The sequence below is a fragment of the Devosia sp. RR2S18 genome, assembly GCF_030177755.1.
GTDB lineage: Bacteria > Pseudomonadota > Alphaproteobacteria > Rhizobiales > Devosiaceae > Devosia > Devosia rhizosphaerae.
Window position 1 is genome coordinate 589,840 of the sequence record NZ_CP126539.1, and the last position, 18,083, is coordinate 607,922.

The 18,083-nt window shown below is 62.9% G+C and carries 18 protein-coding genes and 1 tRNA gene; 12 read left to right on the top strand and 7 right to left on the bottom strand.

Translation table 11 applies throughout. The annotated features are described in order from the left end of the window. Positions 1-51: 51 nt before the first annotated feature. Entirely contained in the window at positions 52-1,566 is a 1,515-nt protein-coding gene (locus QOV41_RS02980; RefSeq protein WP_284579413.1) for a helicase HerA domain-containing protein, read from the bottom strand. Positions 1,567-1,765: 199 nt separating this feature from the next. On the opposite strand from QOV41_RS02980, the gene QOV41_RS02985 reads away from it, so the two are divergent. The 3 genes from QOV41_RS02985 (at position 1,766) to QOV41_RS02995 (ending at position 4,627) form a co-directional block, all read left to right on the top strand. Next, positions 1,766-2,455, top strand: a complete 690-nt coding sequence (locus QOV41_RS02985; RefSeq protein WP_284579414.1) for a GntR family transcriptional regulator — start codon at positions 1,766-1,768, stop codon at positions 2,453-2,455. A 91-nt stretch (positions 2,456-2,546) separates the two neighbouring features. Continuing rightward, the gene (locus tag QOV41_RS02990; RefSeq protein WP_284579415.1) at positions 2,547-3,152 is read left to right on the top strand and encodes a TetR/AcrR family transcriptional regulator; all 606 of its coding nucleotides are present in this window, start codon (positions 2,547-2,549) and stop codon (positions 3,150-3,152) included. 5 nt (positions 3,153-3,157) lie between these two features. Continuing rightward, positions 3,158-4,627: a DHA2 family efflux MFS transporter permease subunit gene (locus QOV41_RS02995; RefSeq protein ID WP_284579417.1), complete on the top strand. Its 1,470-nt coding sequence runs from the start codon at positions 3,158-3,160 to the stop codon at positions 4,625-4,627. A gap of 374 nt (positions 4,628-5,001) precedes the next feature. Here QOV41_RS02995 and argB read toward each other — a convergent pair whose 3' ends face one another. Beyond that, a complete protein-coding gene (gene argB / locus QOV41_RS03000) occupies positions 5,002-5,904 on the bottom strand; it encodes an acetylglutamate kinase (RefSeq protein ID WP_284579418.1) in 903 nt (300 codons plus the stop codon). Positions 5,905-6,081: 177 nt separating this feature from the next. On the opposite strand from argB, the gene QOV41_RS03005 reads away from it, so the two are divergent. The 6 genes from QOV41_RS03005 (at position 6,082) to QOV41_RS03030 (ending at position 9,835) form a co-directional block, all read left to right on the top strand. Further along, entirely contained in the window at positions 6,082-6,633 is a 552-nt protein-coding gene (locus QOV41_RS03005) for a sigma-70 family RNA polymerase sigma factor (RefSeq protein ID WP_284579419.1), read from the top strand. Further along, positions 6,630-7,334, top strand: coding sequence for an anti-sigma factor (locus QOV41_RS03010; protein WP_284579421.1), 705 nt, complete (start codon positions 6,630-6,632; stop codon positions 7,332-7,334). Before QOV41_RS03005 ends, QOV41_RS03010 begins: the two co-directional genes overlap by 4 nt. Before the next feature lie 252 nt (positions 7,335-7,586). Then, positions 7,587-8,117, top strand: coding sequence for a fasciclin domain-containing protein (locus QOV41_RS03015; RefSeq protein ID WP_284581162.1), 531 nt, complete (start codon positions 7,587-7,589; stop codon positions 8,115-8,117). Positions 8,118-8,291: 174 nt separating this feature from the next. After that, complete coding sequence (gene msrB, locus QOV41_RS03020; RefSeq protein ID WP_415926763.1) at positions 8,292-8,786, top strand: peptide-methionine (R)-S-oxide reductase MsrB; 495 nt, start codon at positions 8,292-8,294, stop codon at positions 8,784-8,786. Between the two features lie 73 nt (positions 8,787-8,859). Continuing rightward, positions 8,860-9,030: a hypothetical protein gene (locus tag QOV41_RS03025; RefSeq protein ID WP_284579425.1), complete on the top strand. Its 171-nt coding sequence runs from the start codon at positions 8,860-8,862 to the stop codon at positions 9,028-9,030. A gap of 97 nt (positions 9,031-9,127) precedes the next feature. Further along, positions 9,128-9,835 (top strand): type 1 glutamine amidotransferase, encoded by a 708-nt coding sequence (locus QOV41_RS03030; RefSeq protein WP_284579426.1) that lies wholly within the window; start codon positions 9,128-9,130, stop codon positions 9,833-9,835. Between the two features lie 3 nt (positions 9,836-9,838). Here the strand turns inward: QOV41_RS03030 and yihA are convergent, their stop codons facing one another. From yihA to rpmH, 4 genes are all read right to left on the bottom strand, one after another. Continuing rightward, entirely contained in the window at positions 9,839-10,489 is a 651-nt protein-coding gene (gene yihA, locus QOV41_RS03035; protein WP_284579427.1) for a ribosome biogenesis GTP-binding protein YihA/YsxC, read from the bottom strand. A gap of 116 nt (positions 10,490-10,605) precedes the next feature. Further along, positions 10,606-12,441 carry a membrane protein insertase YidC gene (yidC, locus tag QOV41_RS03040; protein WP_284579429.1) on the bottom strand — a complete coding sequence of 612 codons (1,836 nt, stop codon included), beginning with the start codon at positions 12,439-12,441 and terminating at the stop codon, positions 10,606-10,608. After that, positions 12,438-12,836, bottom strand: coding sequence for a ribonuclease P protein component (rnpA, locus tag QOV41_RS03045; protein WP_284579431.1), 399 nt, complete (start codon positions 12,834-12,836; stop codon positions 12,438-12,440). Before rnpA ends, yidC begins: the two co-directional genes overlap by 4 nt. Before the next feature lie 23 nt (positions 12,837-12,859). Beyond that, positions 12,860-12,994 carry a 50S ribosomal protein L34 gene (gene rpmH, locus QOV41_RS03050; RefSeq protein WP_284579432.1) on the bottom strand — a complete coding sequence of 45 codons (135 nt, stop codon included), beginning with the start codon at positions 12,992-12,994 and terminating at the stop codon, positions 12,860-12,862. A 229-nt stretch (positions 12,995-13,223) separates the two neighbouring features. Between rpmH and QOV41_RS03055 the strand changes: the two genes are divergently transcribed. From QOV41_RS03055 to QOV41_RS03065, 3 genes are all read left to right on the top strand, one after another. Then, a complete protein-coding gene (locus QOV41_RS03055) occupies positions 13,224-14,636 on the top strand; it encodes an FAD-dependent oxidoreductase (RefSeq protein ID WP_284579433.1) in 1,413 nt (470 codons plus the stop codon). A gap of 60 nt (positions 14,637-14,696) precedes the next feature. After that, positions 14,697-16,136, top strand: a complete 1,440-nt coding sequence (locus tag QOV41_RS03060) for a sensor histidine kinase (RefSeq protein ID WP_284579435.1) — start codon at positions 14,697-14,699, stop codon at positions 16,134-16,136. A gap of 129 nt (positions 16,137-16,265) precedes the next feature. Further along, a tRNA-Arg gene (locus QOV41_RS03065) sits at positions 16,266-16,342 on the top strand. Here the strand turns inward: QOV41_RS03065 and QOV41_RS03070 are convergent. Then, positions 16,313-17,977 carry a recombinase family protein gene (locus QOV41_RS03070; protein WP_284579437.1) on the bottom strand — a complete coding sequence of 555 codons (1,665 nt, stop codon included), beginning with the start codon at positions 17,975-17,977 and terminating at the stop codon, positions 16,313-16,315. The two genes, QOV41_RS03065 and QOV41_RS03070, sit on opposite strands and share 30 nt — an antisense overlap. Positions 17,978-18,083 lie beyond the last annotated feature (106 nt).

Here is an 18,083-nt window from a genome sequence, read left to right on the forward strand (position 1 = left end):
CACCCTGGCCCTCCCCCTCGAAGAGGGAGGGAAGACCGTCGAGAGATGAAATTATTCGGCGGCGCCGCGTTCGTCGATCATGGCGTCGGGGCCGTTGGGATCGCCCGGCGCGGTTTCGGCGCCGAGATCAGGAAAGGCAATGATGCGGTTGTTGCGGAAGTCGACCCGCAACACCAGAAGGCCCCGTTCCTCGAACCAGGTGAGGAGGCGGCGGGCACGGCTGGCGGAATGCGTGCCATAAAGGCGCGCCAGAGTGGCGTCGCTGGGGCAGGGCGCGCCGGTAAGCGCTGCCTGGGCCAAGACTAGAAACACCCCCTGCACGTCATCGCTAAGCGTTTGCGACAGTGTCAGCGCTTGCTGCCAGCCATCGGATTGAGCCGTTTCCGCATCGGGCGCCACACGGGCAACGGCGAGGCGCCGCTTGAACTCGGGCAGGGCCGGTGGCTCGCCGGGCACGCGGCGGATGCGGCAGCGGACGAGGAAGTCCTGATATAGGACGGCGACCGTGCGGAAGCTCGCATCAGGGTCGCCGAGCAGTTCGACCATGATATCGTCGATCTGACGGCCGCGTTCGGCCTCGTCGATCTCGGGGAAAAGCGATTGCGGAGCCGGCGTTTCGCCTTGCGGCCGGGAACGGACGACCTGGGCCAGGATGTCGTTGGTGGAGGGCGGCGGCGGTGGCGGCGGCCGGCGCACGACGGGGCGCACGGCTTCGTCCGGGTCCGCAGTGAAAATCAGATCAGCGGCGTCTTCGGGCGCTTCGGGGAGCGGCGTCAGCTTGGGGCTGGTAGAGCGGGCGGACGTTTCGACCGCACCGATGGTGATCGGCAGCGGCCGGCGGGAAATGGCCGGCCCCAAGGCCACGAAGTGGCCGCGGGCCAAATCGCGGAACTGTTCGGCCTGGCGCTTTTCCATGCCCAGCAGATCGGCAGCGCGCGCCATGTCGATGTCCAGGAAGGTGCGGCCCATCAGGAAGTTGGACGCTTCGGCCGCGACGTTCTTGGCCAGCTTGGCAAGGCGCTGGGTAGCAATGACGCCCGCCAGCCCGCGCTTGCGGCCGCGGCACATGAGGTTGGTCATGGCGCCCAGGGAGAGCTTGCGCGCTTCATCGGAGACTTCGCCGGCCACTGCGGGCGCAAAGAGCTGGGCTTCATCGACCACGACCAGCATGGGGTACCAGAAGTCACGATCGGCATCGAACATGCCGCCCAAAAAGGCGGCGGCGGCGCGCATTTGCTGCTCGACGTCGAGACCTTCGAGGTTAAGGACGACCGAAACGCGATGCTGCCGAACACGCGCGGCGATGCGCGTGAGTTCCGCCTCGGTGCGGGTGGCGTCGACCACCAGATGCCCGAACTTGTCGGACAGTGTGACGAAATCGCCTTCCGGATCAATAATGCACTGCTGCACCCAGGGCGCGGATTGCTCGAGGAGCCGCCGCAGCAAATGAGACTTGCCCGAGCCGGAATTGCCCTGGACGAGGAGGCGCGTGGCCAGCAGTTCTTCGAGGTCGAGCGTGGCGGGCTGGTGGCCGGCCGTCATCCCCATGTCGATCGCTACCTGCATCGGTTCTCCTGGCGCCGATGCGTCACATCCCACTCGATCCGGAACAACACGCACGGCGTAACTGATGCCGGACTGTAGCACAGGACCGTACCGATTCGGTCACCGCGCGAAGGAATGCCCACAGCTCAGGTGGGGTGGGCTGTTGCCGCGCCCTTGCTTGTATGGCAGTTGATAGGGGGCGCATGGCGCAGACGAGGGAATGACGATCATGGTGATGGCGGAGGTGCTCGAGCCGGGGGAGGCGACCATGTCGCTTCGCGTGGTGCATGCGCTGCGCGACGACATCATCACGATGAGCCTGAAGCCCGGCGATGTGATCTCGGAAAGCGACATTGCGGGACGCTATGGCGTGTCGCGGCAGCCGGTGCGGGAGGCGTTTATTCGTCTGGCGCAGTTGGGGCTGTTGTTGATCCGGCCCAAGCGCGCCACGGTCATCAAGAAGATTTCGCCCGAGGGCGTGCGGCAATCGCGCTTCATCCGTGAGTCCATCGAGGTCGAAATCGTGCGACGGCTAGCCGGCCAACCAGGGCGGGATACGGCCGAAGTGCTGAACGGGCTCATCATCGAACAGGAAGAGGCATCGGCGGCGGACGACTCTCGGCGCTTCCATACGCTTGATGAGCTTTTCCACCGTACGCTCGCCCGGCTGGCCGGAGTGGAATATGCCTGGCAGCTCATCGACGAGCACAAAATCCAGCTCGACCGGGTGCGCTATCTGACGCTCGGTGTGTCCTCGAGCCAGCGCGCCATCAGTGAGCACAAGGCGATTGTCAGTGCTGTGGTGGCAGGCGACGTTGTTGCCGCGGAGGCCGCGATGCGGGCGCATCTGGCGCGGGCCGAAGTGCTGCTGGCGCAAACCATCACCGATTTTCCTGAATATTTCGAGTAGGCTGGTGGCTGCGAGCCTTGCAACTGCTGCATGTCTTTTCTGCCAATCAATCACTTGATTGATAATAGTGGCGGCGGTAGAGAGCCGCTCCATGAGCGAAACCCACACCAAGCGCGAAACCACTGACGAACGCCGGACCGCGATTGCCGCCGCAGCGCGCGGGCTGATCGTCGAGAAAGGCCTTGAGGGTCTGCGCACGCGCGACATTGCGCAGCATGTCGGCATCAATGTCGCGACGCTGCACTACCACGTGCCCAGCAAAGCGGCCCTGGTGGAGTTGGTGGCGGAATCCATCCGCGACGACTTCAAAGCCCAGGCGCAAAGCCGACAGCGCGCGGGCCGGACGGGCCTCGAACTGCTGCGCATGGAGTTCGAGGACTTCCAGCAATTGCGCAGCGACAAGCCCGAGCTTCTGATCGTCATGGCGGAGCTGGGTGAGCGTGCCCGCCGCGATCCCGAAGTGGCGGCGATCATGTCGCCGATGCGCGTGTTCTGGATCAACCAGATCGCCGACATCCTGCGGCAGGGGGTGGTCGATGGCTCCTTTCGCCAGCCGCTCGATGCCGATGCCGGAGCGCTGCTCTTTACCGGCGCCCTTTCCGAATTTGCCCGCACAGGAGGCCGCTTTGGCGATGCGCAGGCGCTCTACACCGAACTCGAGCGCGCGTTTGTGCGCCCGCAAGCGTCACAAGGATAAAACCGATGTCCGATACCACTGCTGCAGCACCCGATCCGCGCCGCTGGCCGGCGCTCTTTGTGCTGCTGATCGCCAATTTCATGAACCTGATCGATGTCACCATCGTCAACGTGGCGCTGCCCTCCATGCGCGATGGCCTGGGCGCTACCGACAACCAGATCGAATGGGTGGTCGCGGCCTATATCCTCGCCTTTGCGCTGGGATTGCTGCCTTTCGGGCGGTTGGGTGACATCGTGGGTCGCACCAAGATGTTCCTCTGGGGCACGGTGGCTTTCACCACCGCATCGGCGCTGTGCGGGCTGTCGCCCAGCATCGAATTTTTGATCTTTGCCCGCGTGCTGCAAGGCCTGGGCGGGGCAATGATGGCGCCGCAGGTGCTGGCCATCGCCACCGTCACCTTCCCACCGCACGAGCGAGGGCAGGCCTTCTCCCTGTTCGGGCTTTCGGCCGGGCTGGCGTCGGTGTGCGGCCCAATCCTGGGCGGCGTGCTGATCGGCGCTAATCTCTTCGGCATGGACTGGCAGCCGATTTTCCTGGTCAACGTGCCGATCGGCATTGCGGCGGTGGTACTGGGCTGGTTCATCATCCCCCGTACGCCGGGGAATGCCGAGCTCCGCAATGATTATGTGGGAATAAGCCTCTTTGGCCTGGGCATCGTGGCGGTGGTGTTTCCCATCGTTGAAGGCCGTGCCTATGGATGGCCACTCTGGGCGTTCGCGATGATGGGCGCCGGGCTGCTGTTGCTCGCCGGCTTTGTGCTGTGGACGCGCAACCGGGCGCGCCTCAACGAACCGCAATTGCTCAATTTCAGTCTCATCAGCAATCGGCAGTATATGTTCGGTGCCTTTGTCACCACCGTCTTTGCCTCGGGCATTCCGGGCATGTTCATGGTGATCTCGCTGCTGCTGCAGGGCGGGTTCAATTTTACCCCGCTGCAGTCGGGGCTGACCAACACGCCGTTTTCGGTGGGCGTCCTGATCGCCTCAGTGATCGCTGGGCGTCTCGGCAGCCATTATCTGCGAGGCCGGCTGGCTGCTTCGGGGGCGCTGCTGAGCGGGGGGATTTTGTGGCTGCACTTCTATATCGCCGGGGTGGGCGACAGCATCAGCTCATGGGCCTTCTTGCCGCCGCTATTGATCGCTGGCGTGGGGCTGGGCCTGGGCTTCTCCTCCCTGTTCCAGCTGGTGCTGGCCAATGTCCCGCCGCGCGACGCGGGGGCAGGGTCGGGTGCGCTGCAGGCTTTCCAGCAGGTTGGCGGGGCCCTAGGCGTGGCGCTGATCGGAGAGATCTTCTTTTCGAGCCTGGGCCGCGGGTTTGCAGCCGGCGAGGCTCAGCACCAGGTGTACGCTACCGCTTCGAGCCTGGCGCTCTGGTATGTGGTGGGGGTGTTCGCCCTGGTGCTGGTCATGGTGCCGCTGTTCCGCCGGGGTGGGCAGGGGCAGGGCGCCCCCGCGCATGTCGCCGCGGAGGTGTAGGAGCGTAGCTTTGCTGCCCGGGCAGGGTTCAGCCCCTTCCCTTACCTCCCCGCAAGGGAGAGGGTGGCTGCGCGAGGACAGCGTTTTGGACAAGAAAAAGGGCCGCTCGGGAGAGCGGCCCTTGCCAGTTTCGGGAGGAGACTGGGTAGGATCGCTGCGAAAAACTGCCGGGATCCGAAAGGGTGGAACACCGAAACCGGTGCTCTGTTAACCGAAACTGTCTCACACAGGTGCGGCAGCCGCTAGCGCATTTCGGCCACAGGTAGCGGGAAAGCGTCAGCTTGATGTCAGGTGTACCCCCACCCGGCCTCCCCCTGAGAGGGGGAGGAGAAGAGGCGCGGTCCCTGAGGAAGGGAGGGTTAGAGAGGCGGCTCCTACCGCACGATCAGGGTGCCGGCGCCGTGCTCGGTGAAGAGTTCGACGAGGACGACGTGCGGGGTCTTGCCGTTGAGGATGACGACGCCTTCCACACCATTGTCCAAGGCTTCGAGGCAGGTCTCGACCTTGGGGATCATGCCGGCTGAAATGGTGCCGTCGGCGATCAGTGCCTTGGCCTCGCTGACGGAAAGCTCGGGGATGAGCTTTTTGTTCTTGTCGAGCACGCCGGGTACGTCGGTGAGGAACAGGAGGCGCTTGGCGCCGAGCGAGCCGGCGATGGCACCAGCGAAGGTGTCGGCGTTGATGTTGTAGGTGTTGCCGTCGCGGCCGGGCGCCACCGGAGCAATCACCGGGATCATTTCGGAGCGGGCGAGGAGATCGAGGAGGGTCCGGTCCACTTCGACCGGCTCGCCAACATAGCCGAGATCGAGCAGTCGCTCGATATTGGATTCGGGGTCGATGAACTTCTTTTCGGCTTTCTTGGCGAAGACCATGTTGCCGTCCTTGCCGCACAGGCCAATGGCCCATTCGCCTTCGGCATTGATGGTGGCGACGATTTCCTTGTTGATCGAGCCGGCGAGAACCATCTCGACGATTTCCATGGTCCGCTTGTCGGTGACGCGTAAGCCCCCTTCGAACTTGGATTCAATGCCGAGGCCCTTAAGCATTGAGGCAATCTGGGGGCCACCGCCATGGACAACGATGGGGTTGACCTTGGACTGCTTGAGGAGGGCGATGTCGCGGGCGAAGGCCTGTTGCAGGTCCGCATCGCCCATGGCGTGGCCGCCATATTTCACCACGACCGTCTTGCCCTCGTAACGCTGCATATAGGGCAGCGCCTGAGCCAGAATGCCCGCATCGTGCGAGAAGCGGTCGGTCGAATTGTTCGGTTCAGTCATGGACGGACCTGGCTCCCCTTGCGTGGCATGGCCGGAAAAGACCGCAACGGGTCTAGAGCATGAACGCGCAAAGGAAAAGACGGTTGTGAGTGCATCGGGTTCTGATCTCTTTTCCCCGCCCATGCGTTGTTGTTCAATGAGGCGCCTGAGGGGGCGCTGCGAGGGAGACTTCCAGCCATGGCTCTGCCCAACGCGTCGCAAGAGGTCGCGGATCTGATCGGGCGTTGCGCCCTGCGGGACCGGGAGGCGTTTCGCACGCTCTATCAACGCACAAGCGCGAAACTCTTCGGCGTGGTGCTCCGTATCTTGAAGGACCGTTCGGAAGCCGAAGAGGCAATTCAGGAAGTCTACGTCAAGATTTGGCAGCGTGCTGATCGATACGTGGCCGGCACGACTAGCCCTATCAGCTGGCTTGTGGCGGTGGCGCGCAACCACGCGCTCGACATTCTGCGGGCTCGCCGCCCGGCCGCCGACGATCTCGACGTTGCCCTCGAAATACCCGATGCCGGTCCAACGCCGGAGCGGGCGACCGAGGACGGCCAGGAGCGCGCGCAGATTGAGAGTTGTCTGCAAACGCTCGAGCCGGACCGCGCCGATGCTGTGCGAGGAGCCTATCTCGATGGCTTCAGCTATGATGAACTGGCGCGCCGCCATGCGGTGCCGCTCAACACGATGCGAACCTGGCTACGGCGGAGCCTGCTAAAACTGAGAGAGTGCCTGACGGCATGAGCGACACCGATCACACCGAAGATGAAGGCGACCGGCACCGGGTGCTGGTGGCCGAATATGTGCTGGGGCTGCTAGACCAGGCAAATCATGCCCGTGTGGAACGGCTGATCGAGGCCGATGCGGGCCTGCGGGCCGAACGGGATTTCTGGCTCATGCGCTTGTCTGCGCTCGATGAGAGCTTTGAGCAAGTACAGCCGCCTGCCCATGTGCTGGGGGCGCTGGAGAAGCGGCTCTTTGGCGTGGAAAAGAGAACCAGTTGGTGGGACTCCCTGGCCTTGTGGCGCGGGCTGACGGCTGGCGCATTGGCAGTCGCCGTGGCGGCGATCGGTCTTTCCCTGGTTCAGCCGGCGCCCGATGTGGCGAGCCTTACAACGCAATTGGTGGCGGCGCTCGACGCCGAAGACAGCGATGTACGTTTTGTGGCTCTTTATGACGGCAGCGGGGCGGTGCGTCTGACCGCGCTTTCGGGTGAGGCCGTGCCGGACCGTGACTACGAACTCTGGGCCATCCAGGGCGGCGACCCAATTTCCATGGGTGTCGTTTCTGTCGCGGACCGCAACACGGTGATGATCGGCCCCGAAGTGATGGAAGGCTGGGGCGAAGGATCGGTTCTGGCGATTACGCTGGAGCCGGAAGGCGGAGCGCCAGGTGGCGTCCCAACCGGTCCGGTCGTTGCGCAAGGCGCCGTGACACAGATCTGAGCGGTGTTGTTGCAGCAGAGGGTAAATTGCGGTGATAGGGCCAATCGCAACTTACGCGCTTTCATCACGCTTGGATCAGCACAATCTAAGAAAATGTGCGTTCACTAAAAATAATCGCCCAAATGCATTTTTTCTGAAACTGGATGAATTCATCTTCCGTATCTCCTCATGTCCCGAACGATAATCGGGGACGAAATATGAGGAAGGAACAGAACAATGAATATCAATCTTCGCACCCTAGCCGTTACCACCATGCTTTCCGCTTCCATGTTCGGCGCTTCCGCCGTTTACGCTCAGGACAATCCTGAAGTTGGCGGCGCAGCCATGGACCCGGCGATGAACATCGTCGAGAACGCTGCGAACTCGGCTGACCACACCACGTTGGTTGCAGCCGTCCAGGCTGCTGGTCTTGTCGAGACGCTGTCGGGCGAAGGCCCGTTCACCGTATTGGCCCCGACCAATGCGGCTTTTGACGCCCTGCCAGCCGGCACCGTCGATACGCTGCTGATGGAAGAAAACAAGGATCAGCTGACCGAGATCCTCACCTGCCACGTGATCCCGGCCCGTGCTCTGTCCACCGACATCGTGTCGATGGTTGAGGAAGACGGCGGTGAGCATATGGTCGAGACCGTTGGCGGCTGCATGCTGACCCTGGCCGTTGATGGCGACACTGTCACGGTGACCGACGAAAACGGCACGACTGCCAATGTGACCATTGCCGACGTGATCCAGTCTAACGGCGTGATCCACGTCATCGACGCCGTGCTGACCCCCGCTTCGTAAGGGGCAAACCTCGAGGACCCGGTTTCCTCCACGGGTCCTCACCATAGTTTGACGCGCTAAATGCTGCCCTCAAGCATAGAATGGCCGTCAAACCTAGGCTCCGCGCGCTCGCCGCTCCCCTCGGCGGCCCAGCCGCGGGGCCGTTCTTTTTCTGGGAAGGTATTCGACATGCTTATTGCCCGACGTAATCTGCTTTTGGGTGGCTCGGCGCTGGCGGCGCTCTCGGCTTTTGCCGTCCTGCGGCCAATGAGCGACAGCCACGCCGCCGAAGGCAGCTTCCCCTTCGAGCTCAGCGAAGAAGAGTGGCGCGCTCGGCTGGAGCCGGCCGCTTATGACGTGCTGCGCCAGCATGGCACGGAGCGCCCCTACACCTCGCCGCTCAATGACGAGAAGCGCGCTGGCACTTTTCATTGTGCCGGGTGCGACCAGGCGCTGTTCGATTCGGCAACGAAATATGACAGCGGGACCGGGTGGCCGAGCTTTTACACCTACCTTGAGGACGCCCTGGGCACATCGGTCGACGAGTCCATGTTCATGACCCGTACCGAAGTGCATTGCTCGCGTTGCGGCGGGCACCAGGGACATGTGTTCGAAGACGGTCCACAGCCGACCGGGCTGCGCTACTGCATCAATGGCGTAGCGCTGAACTTCGTGCCAGCGACGGCCTAGCGATCACAAGCGCTCCAGAGCGGAACGATCAGTGCGCCCCGCTGGTTGGACTCCCACAACAAGGAGTACGACTATGAGCAAGGAAAGCACCGACAAGGCTCAAGATAGCAAATCTAAAGTGGACAAAATGAGCACTGGCGGCCATCTGGGCGGTACCAATTTCGGCCAGGTTCCCGGCGACGCCAAGATGAAGGACGACCGCGAAGGTGGCGACAAGGCTCGCCCGAACGACGGCAGCAACTAGTCCAACGCAAGCCTGATTTGCAGCGGCCGGTCCGGGATTGCCCCGGGCCGGCCGTTGCCGTTATGTGGATGGCAATGCCATCGCGATGCTCCCTCCCATGAAACTCACCATTCTTCAAACGGGCGAAGTGCCCGAGACGCTACGCGGCCGCTTCGGGCCCTATCCTGGCATGTTCGAGCGCATGTTCGACCAGACGGGCCGGAGCTTCGCCTACGAGGTGGTGAAGGTTTCCGAGGGCGAGCCGCTGCCGGACGCCGGCGCGCTCGAGGGGGTCGTGCTGACCGGCTCCTCGGCTGGCGTTTACGATGACTTCCCCTGGATGGAGCCGCTACGCGAGTTCATCCGCGATGCTTACGCCAAAAAGACGCCGATGCTGGGGATCTGCTTTGGGCACCAGATCATGGCTGATGCGCTGGGTGGTGATGTCCGCAAGAGCGAAAAGGGCTGGGGCCTGGGGCGGCACTCCTATGCAGTCAAAGCCACGCCCGAGTTCATGCGGGCAGCTCCGACGCTGCTCTCGGTGGCCTGCTCGCACCAGGACCAGGTGATTACGCCGCCAGAGGAGGCCGAGGTGATCCTGGCTTCCGAATTCACCCCTAATGCTGGCCTGGTCTATCGCAATGGTGCGGCATTGAGCTTTCAGCCGCATCCTGAATTCGATGACGACTACATGTTGGCGCTGGCGGAACTGCGGCGGGGCCGGGCGCCTGACGAGGTGGTGGAGCGTGCCATTGCTTCGGCGACGACGCCATCGGACAGCCGCGAAGTCGCTGGGTATATCGCTCGTTTCCTCAAAGAACGGTAAGGCTCAGCTTTCCAGCAACATCGCGATTTCCGCACGCAGCTCGGCAAGGCCGGTGCCCTTTTCGGACGAGGTCAGCATCACATGCGGGTGGGCGGCGGGGCGCTTGGCGATGGCCGCCTGGGTGGCGGCAATCACCTTGTCGAGGTCTTTCTTGAGCGGCTTGTCGGCCTTGGTCAGGACCACCTGATAGCTCACCGCTGCCCGGTCGAGTTCGTTCATTACGGTGAGGTCATTGTCCTTGGGGCCGTGGCGACCATCGACCAGCACATAGACGCGACGCAAGGTGGCCCGGCCGGTCAGATATTGATGGATGAGGCGGGTCCAGGCCCGCACCTTGTCCTCGGGCGCCTTGGCGTAGCCATAGCCTGGCATGTCGACGATGCGCAGTTCTTCGCTCTGGGACTCGAAGATGTTGAGTTCCTGCGTCCGGCCTGGAGTATTGGAGGTGCGGGCGAGACCGGACATGCCCACCAGGGCATTGATCAGGCTGGACTTGCCGACATTGGAGCGACCCGCAAAGGCGATCTCGATTTTATCCATGGGGGGCAGGTCGTCGAGACGGACACAGCCCTTCACGAAGAGGAATGGCCGCGCAAAGATCAGGCGCCCACGTTCGACGATCTCTTGTGGGTATTGGCTGAGTTCAGGCTGCATGGGTCTCTTTCAGGTTCGTGGCGCTGGCGGCGGGGGCGCGGCATGGTTTAGCAGCCAAGCCGCGCCCTTGGTAGCCAAGGGGTAAAAGAAGAGGGCGCCTTGCGGCGCCCCTGTCTTTATTTGGTGGTTTCGGCCGGCTTGGGCTTCCGGCGGAAGCTGTCGACGATGTTGCCGAACAAGTTCACCTCGGCGCCGTGGCGCTTCATGATGAACCATTGCTGTGCCACCGAGAGGGTGTTGTTCCAGGCCCAGTAGATCACCAGACCCGCCGGGAAGGTGCCCAGCATGAAGGTGAAGATCACCGGCATCCAGTTGAAGATCATCGCCTGGGTCGGATCGGGTGGCGGCGGGTTGAGCTTCATCTGCACCCACATGGTGATACCCATGATGACCGGCCAGACACCCAGATGGAGGAAGCCGCCCAGGATCGGGATAACGGTTGGGTCCCAGGGGATAAGACCAAAGAGGGTGAAGATGTTGGTCGGATCGGGTGCTGCAAGGTCGCGGATCCAGCCAAAGAACGGCGCGTGGCGCATGTCTAGGCTGATGAAGATCACGGTATAGAGCGCAAAAAAGACCGGGATCTGGATCAGGATGGGCCAGCAGCCCGAGACCGGATTGATCTTTTCCTTGCGATAAAGCTCCATCATGGCCTGCTGCTGGGCCGGCCGGTCGTCCTTGAGGCGCTCCTGGATGGCCTTCATTTCGGGCTGGACGCGCCGCATGGCGGCCATGGAGGCATAGGAGCGGTTCGCCAGCGGGAAGAAGATCGCCTTGACGATCACCGTCACCGCCAAGATGGCGAGGCCGAAATTGCCGAGGATCCCGTAGAGGAAGTTCAGCAGGTAATACATCGGCTTGGTGATGAAGTGCAGCCAGCCCCAGTCGATCAGCAGTTCGAGCCGGTCGAAGCCGTATTGCTGCTCGTAGGAGGTGATGACCGCCTCTTCCTTGGCGCCGGCGAAGACATAGGTCTCGTTGCTGGCTGCACCGCCTGGAGGAACCACAACCGGAGCAGTCTCGACGAAACTCGTCTGGTACTCGTCATAGGCGCCGGGATTGCGCCAGTTGAAGCGGGCGTTGATGGTCTGTCCGGGCTGCGGCAAGACAGCGGTGGCCCAGTATTTATCGGTGAAGCCAAGCCAGCCGGTGGTGTTTTCGTAGGTGATCTGCTGATCGTTCTGCAGGTCGCCATATTTGCGCGACACCAGATTGTTGGCACCCAAGACGCCGTGCAGGCCTTCATGCTGAATGAAGAAGTTCTGCACCTGGGGCGTACCCTGCCGCTCCACGCGGGCGTAGGGATAAAGAGCGACCGCGCCTTCGGTCTGGTTTTCGACGGTCTGCGTGACGGTGAACAGATAATGCTCATCGACCGAGAAGGTGCGGCGGAAGATCAGGCCTTCGCCATTATCCCAGACCAGGGTCACCGGGTTCTCGGCGGAAAGAACGGTGTTCTCGCCCTCGACCGACCACACGGTTTGAGCCGTAGGCACATCGACTTCGGCGCCAGCAGCGGGCACCCAGCCCTGTTCGACGAAATAGGCGTTTGGCGCCCCGGACGGGGTCAGCAGCGTAATGATGGGCGAAGCGGGGTCAGTGGTCTCGCGATACTGCTTGAGTTCGAGATCATCGAGACGCGCGCCGGTCAGGTTGATCGAACCATGCAGGTCCAGCGTGTCGATCTCGACGCGCGGGCTCGCGGCAATTGCTTCGGTACGCTCGGCGTAGATCTGCACGCCATTGACCGTCTGGGGGGAGGCAGCGGTGCCTGGCACGGCATCAGCGGCGGGCGTGGCCAGAGCCGGATCCTGTGCGGCCTGCTGCTGCGCGGCGATCTCGGCCTGGCGCTGCGCCTGCTCGAGTTGCGGTCCAGCAATGAAGTACTGCCAGCCGAACAGCACGATCATGCTGAGTACGATGGCGAGGATCACATTGCGATTATCGTTCATGGTCGGGAGTTCCGTGGGCCGCGGCCAGGGGTGGTGGAGCGTTCGCCGCTCGGCCTGGGATTGTGCACGCGCCCGACGGACGCCCCCAGATCGGCAACCAGCTTGCTGAAGGGCTCGCTCAACGCTTCCCTTCGGCCGACCAGCACATAGTCATGATGGTCGCGAAAGTCATCGGCGCATGCTGTCACAGCCGCACGAAGGCGGCGCTTGATGCGATTGCGCTCGGGAGAATTGCCCGTCTTCTTGGTGACGGTAAAGCCAATGCCGGGCACCGGATCGTCGGCTGGCGCTGCCTGCAGCCCAAACGCAGACCGCCCGGCGCGATTGCCCCGGGCAGCCCGTAAGAACTGGGAACGCTTGGTGAGCCGGCGCAAGGTGCGGGTCGGCTGCTCCATGGCCGTCATCCGGCCAGACGGCCTTAGGCCGAGAGCTTCTTGCGGCCCTGGTTGCGGCGGCGATTGAGAATCGCACGGCCGTCCTTGGTCGCCATGCGGGCGCGGAAACCGTGGCGACGGGCACGCACGAGCTTGGAAGGCTGGTAAGTACGCTTCATGACATCAAACCGCGTCGGGCGCGGTTCCTCTTGTTTGCTGCTCTCGCAAGAATTTCGGTCACACGTGAGCGCGGCGCGCCATGGGTGTGGGGTTGCGGGGGTCTATAGGGAAAAGCCGGCCGCAAGTCAACGCGCGAGAGATGCCCATCCGGCACAACAATCTGCAGTTGTCATCGCTGTGACGAGACCGCATAAGTCCCGCCATAACCTTCTTTACGCCTTGGGTGGCATGGCCGGCATCATTAAACCAGACCTCTGTATCGTGAGCGCGGGCGCCTTGGGCCTCGGCATCGCCATCAATGCGAGCCGCCGCGGCGGCTCGGTGGTCCTGGTTGATCGGGGCGAGGAACCGGGAGATGGTCCGCAGGCGCGGCTGGCAAAGGCGGCGCTGCTGGCGAGCGCCGCACGGGCTCATGCCCTGCGACACGCCGAAAAGGTCGGGCTGGTTGCCACCGAGCCAAAGCACAATTTCCACGCGATCAGCGAACATGCTGCGGCCTGCGCCGCCAGCGCCGCCCCGCGTGATAGCCAGGAGCGGCTCGAGGCTTTGGGCATCACCTATCTCACTGGGGAGCCGCGCTTCACGGACGGAGCCACCCTCAGTGTGGGAGATAGTCTTGTCAAGGCCGGACAATTTGTCCTTGCCGGGGGCAGCCGTCCAGCCATTCCCGAACTTCCCGGGTTGGCGGACGTGCCGTTTTTCACGCCCGACACACTGCTTGAGAATGTGCGCAAGCTCACCCATCTGGTTGTGATCGGCGGGACGCCCGAGGCGCTGGAACTGGCGCAGGCCTATTGCCGGCTCGGCTCGGAGGTGACGCTGGTGCCCCAGGGCGGGTTGCTGACCCAGTTCGACCCCGAATTGGTGGCGCTGCTGGTGCGGGCGCTGGGGGAAGAAGGCCTCACCATCATCGAAGGGGCGGACGTCACGGCTATCCAGAAGCGCAACCAAGGCATCGGCGTCAGCATTCGCCATGCCGATGGCAGTGAAGGCAAGCTCGACGCCTCCCATCTCCTGGTTGCCAGCGGACGCACCGCCGAGATCGATGGCGAGTGGCTTGCTGCAGCGCGCCTCAAGCGCGATCGCCAGCATCCCGAGCGCCTGGCGCTGAATGGCAAGGGACGCAGTTCGAACTGGCGCGTCAGTGTGATCGGCGGCATGGCTGGCGAATTCACCCCGCACGGGGCGGAGCACCAGGGCGAGATCGTGCTCGACCGCATTTTTGGGGGCAAGGGCGGGCAGTTCGATCCGCTTGGCGTGCCCCGCTATGTCGGCACCGCGCCAGCATTGGCGCAAGTGGGGCGGCTGACGCCGCACATCGAAGCTCGTGCCGGCGAAGCGGTGGTGCGCGCGAGCCTGGCGGAGAACGAAGCCGCTCTGGCGCTGGCGAGCCCCTTCGGCTCGGCCAAGCTCCTGGTCGACAAAAAAGGCGCCATTGTGGGCGGTGGGGTCGTTGGCGCGGGGGCCGGAGAAACCATCGCTTCCCTCGCCATGGCCATGGAGCGCGGCCTCGATGCTGCTGGGCTCAGCCGTTTGGTCCTGCCGCATCCCAGCCTAGCCCAAGTGCTGGTGGAGCTCGGAGCCATCTACCTGTCCGGGCAGCCAGCCAAGCCACGGCGGCTGCGCAGGCTGCTGCCCTAGAATGCGTTTTTGGGGAGAGCCGCCTGGGAGGGGGTTCCGCCGGAATCGCGCTCCCCTATAATGGCCGGGATGAAAGCCAAGCGCAGCGTTCTCCCCGGCCGGTTCTCCGGACTTTCGATCAAGCTGATCGCCACCATTATGGGGGTGATCCTCCTTGTCGAGGTCGTGGTCTACCTTCCCTCGCTTGCGATTTTCCGGGCCAATTGGCTGGAGGACCGGCTGCGCGTGGGCGTGGTGGCGGCGCGGGTGCTGGATGCGGTGCCCGACGTGATGGCGCTGCCGCGCAACCTCACCGATAGACTGCTGACCTCGGCGGGCGCCTATGCCATCGTTTACCGGCGGGAAGGGCAGAGCCAGCTGATCGAACTAGCTGAGCCGGTGACGCCCGCAGCGGTTGTCACGGCCGATATGCGCCAGCGTGACCTGTTCAGCCTGATCGGGGGAGCTTTCGACACGCTGTTTGCCGGACCGGGCCGCACTCTGCGCATTGTGGGCGAGGGCGACATCAATGCCAGTATGGTGGAACTGCTGATGCCTGAATGGCCGTTGCGGCAGGACATGCTGGCCTATTCGCGCCAGATTGCCTGGGTGAGCCTGGCCATTGCGGCGATCACCGCGGTGGCCCTTTACCTGCTCGCCAGCTCGCTGTTCGTGCATCCCATTCGACGGCTCACCGCCAATATGCTGGCGTTTCGGCAGGCGCCGGAAAATGCTGCTCTTATCATCGATCCGTCGCATCGCCGCGACGAGATCGGCATTGCCGAGCAGGAACTCGCGGCCATGGAGGCAGAGCTCTTTTCCATGCTGCGGCAGCGGCGGCATTTGGCCGATCTGGGGCTAGCGGTCGCCAAGATCAACCATGATCTGCGCAACACGCTGACCTCGGCGCAATTGCTCTCGGACCAGGTGGCGACACTGGACGATCCCAAGGTGCAGCGCCTGGCGCCGCGCCTAGTGACAACACTCGACAAGGCCATCGGCTTTGCCCAGTCGGTGATCGACTACGGGCGCGAGACGGCGGCATTACCCGTACTTGCCCCGGTCGGTATGCGGGCCCTGGTGGACGATGCCGCCTTCGACGCCCGCCTGGTGGGCCATCCGGACATCCGCTTTGCCAATATGGTACCCGAGGAGCTGGTGCTGAACATCGATGCGGGGCAGTTGGGCCGGGTCTTTGTCAACCTCCTTAAGAATGCCCGTGAGGCGCTGGAGGGCGCCGCTGGCAATCTCACCGACGCAGTGGTGACGGTTGGGTTTGCCGAGGGCGAGGACCGGCTGGTGCTGTTTGTTGCCGATACCGGGCCGGGCTTGCCGCCACGGGCGCGGGACAATCTCTTTGTGGCGTTTGAAGGCTCAGCGCGCGCGGGGGGCACCGGCCTGGGCCTAGCGATTGCGCGCGAAATCACTGAGGCACATGGCGGCCAGTTGAGCCTAGCCGAAGTCGAGCGCGGCACCCGGTTCGAGCTCAGCCTGCCCAGTGGGCTACGGGTTGTGGAGTAGTTTGGGGTAGCGGGATAAAAACTCGCTGCGCCTTCTTGCCAAGCCGGAATGGCCCATGTATGGGTGGCGCCGCTTCAGGCCAATGAGCACTTCGCGCTCCGCCTCAAGCTCGCCGCCAAGTCGGCATGCGCGCCCGTAGCTCAGCTGGATAGAGCACCAGACTACGAATCTGGGGGTCAGGAGTTCGAATCTCTTCGGGCGCGCCACTTCCGTTCAAAACTGCGAACACCAAAAGTGCCGGACTTCCCAGCAATAACTTGTTCCAGCGTTGCCTTGTCTCCGACAATTCTGACGACCTCGTCATCGACCTCGATGCGATCGACCACGGAGCGGATGTAGGCCTTGCGAAACGGAATCTCTCCGTTTGCAATGTTTTCCCGCATCATGCGTCCGAAGCGTTCCACCAGTTCAAGCGGAACAACTGGCGGGTTGCCGGTGTGCGTCTGGATGCGGTCAAGCGCCGCTTCAGCTTTCTCGCGCTGGTTCTTGAGCTCGGTGATGCGATCTCGCAGGATATCATCGAGCTCGGCGACACCTTCTTCAATCATCCGATACAAGCGCCGCAGCTTATCTTCTGCCTCGGTCTTGTCAGCTTGCAGGCGTAAGATTCTGCCTTCGACTTCGGCAGCCTTTTGCGCCCGTCGCTCACCCAAGGAGCTGAGCAGGCTTGCCAGCCGCTCGGTTGTGAACAGCCGATGGGAGAGGTGCTGAACCACAAGGTCGTCCAGTGTGTCCATCCGGATGGAGCGCCCCTTGCAAGCAGACTTGCCCACTCGCGCACAGGTCGAGCAGGTATAATAGCGATGCACCTTGCCATTCTTGGAAGTCCCGGTGCGAAGGGTCATTGCTCCCTCGCAACTGGCACAAACAGCAAGGCCCGTGAGGAGGATGGGTCCTGTCGTCACCCGCGGTGGCGTGGTCTTTGGGTTCTTGGCCTTGAGAGTGTCCTGCACCGCATCGAATGTGGTGCGCTCTATGATAGGCGGCACCTCGACGATGATGTGTTCCGAACTAGGCTTCGCCTGCAGCGTCTTGGAACACCGCTTGTTGAAAACCCACTGTCCGATATAGACGGTGTTGGTCAAAATGCCATGCAAGGTCCCGACGCCGAAGCGCGCATTGCGCTTGGTGCGATATCCTTGCTGGTTGAGACGCTTGACGACTTCCTTGACGCCAAGGGGACCCGACTTGCCGTCCCCCTGCAGGTACAGCTTAAAAATCAGCCGCACGAGTTCGGCCTCGACCGCATCAACTTCAAGTCGCTTCTTAACGCGGGCGCCGCGCTTTTCCACCTCTTCAGTCCGATAGCCCAGCGGCACCGGGGAGCCGTTGTAAAAGCCCTGACGAGCATTCTCGCGCATGGCGCGCAGCACATGCTTGCCGTTCTCGCGGCTCTGATACTCGTCAAAAAGCGCAATCACCTGCCGCATCATTACCTGAGCAGGATCATCGCCCAGCTCCTGCGTAATCGAGACTACCCGCACACCGGCTTTCGCGAGCTTGCGGATGTACATTTCCAGTCCGAAGGAATCGCGGAACAGACGGCTGTAGCTGTGGACGAGAATAACATCGAACGGCCGATCGTCATCTAGTGCGCGTTCGATCATCTTCTGGAATTCGGGGCGCACGTCGTCGGTAGCCGACGCGCCGGGCTCAACGAACTCTCCCACGAACCGCCAGCCCTTGGTGATGCAAAAGCCGGAAATCTGCTTGCGTTGATCGGGGATGGAGAGGTCGGATTCCGCTTGGCGCCCCGTCGACACGCGCAGGTAGGCGCAGGCACGCACGGGTGCCTCCAAGACCTGGGGCTCGAATGCGCCAGCGGGCGAAATTGCGGTCATTTCTTATGTCTTTCTCTTTGATCGAGCAGCAGTTTTCCAGTCTTGGAGGAGACTATCAAGTGCTTCTCCGAGGTAGGTTTCGATAGTCTCCAGCTCTTTGTCGGTC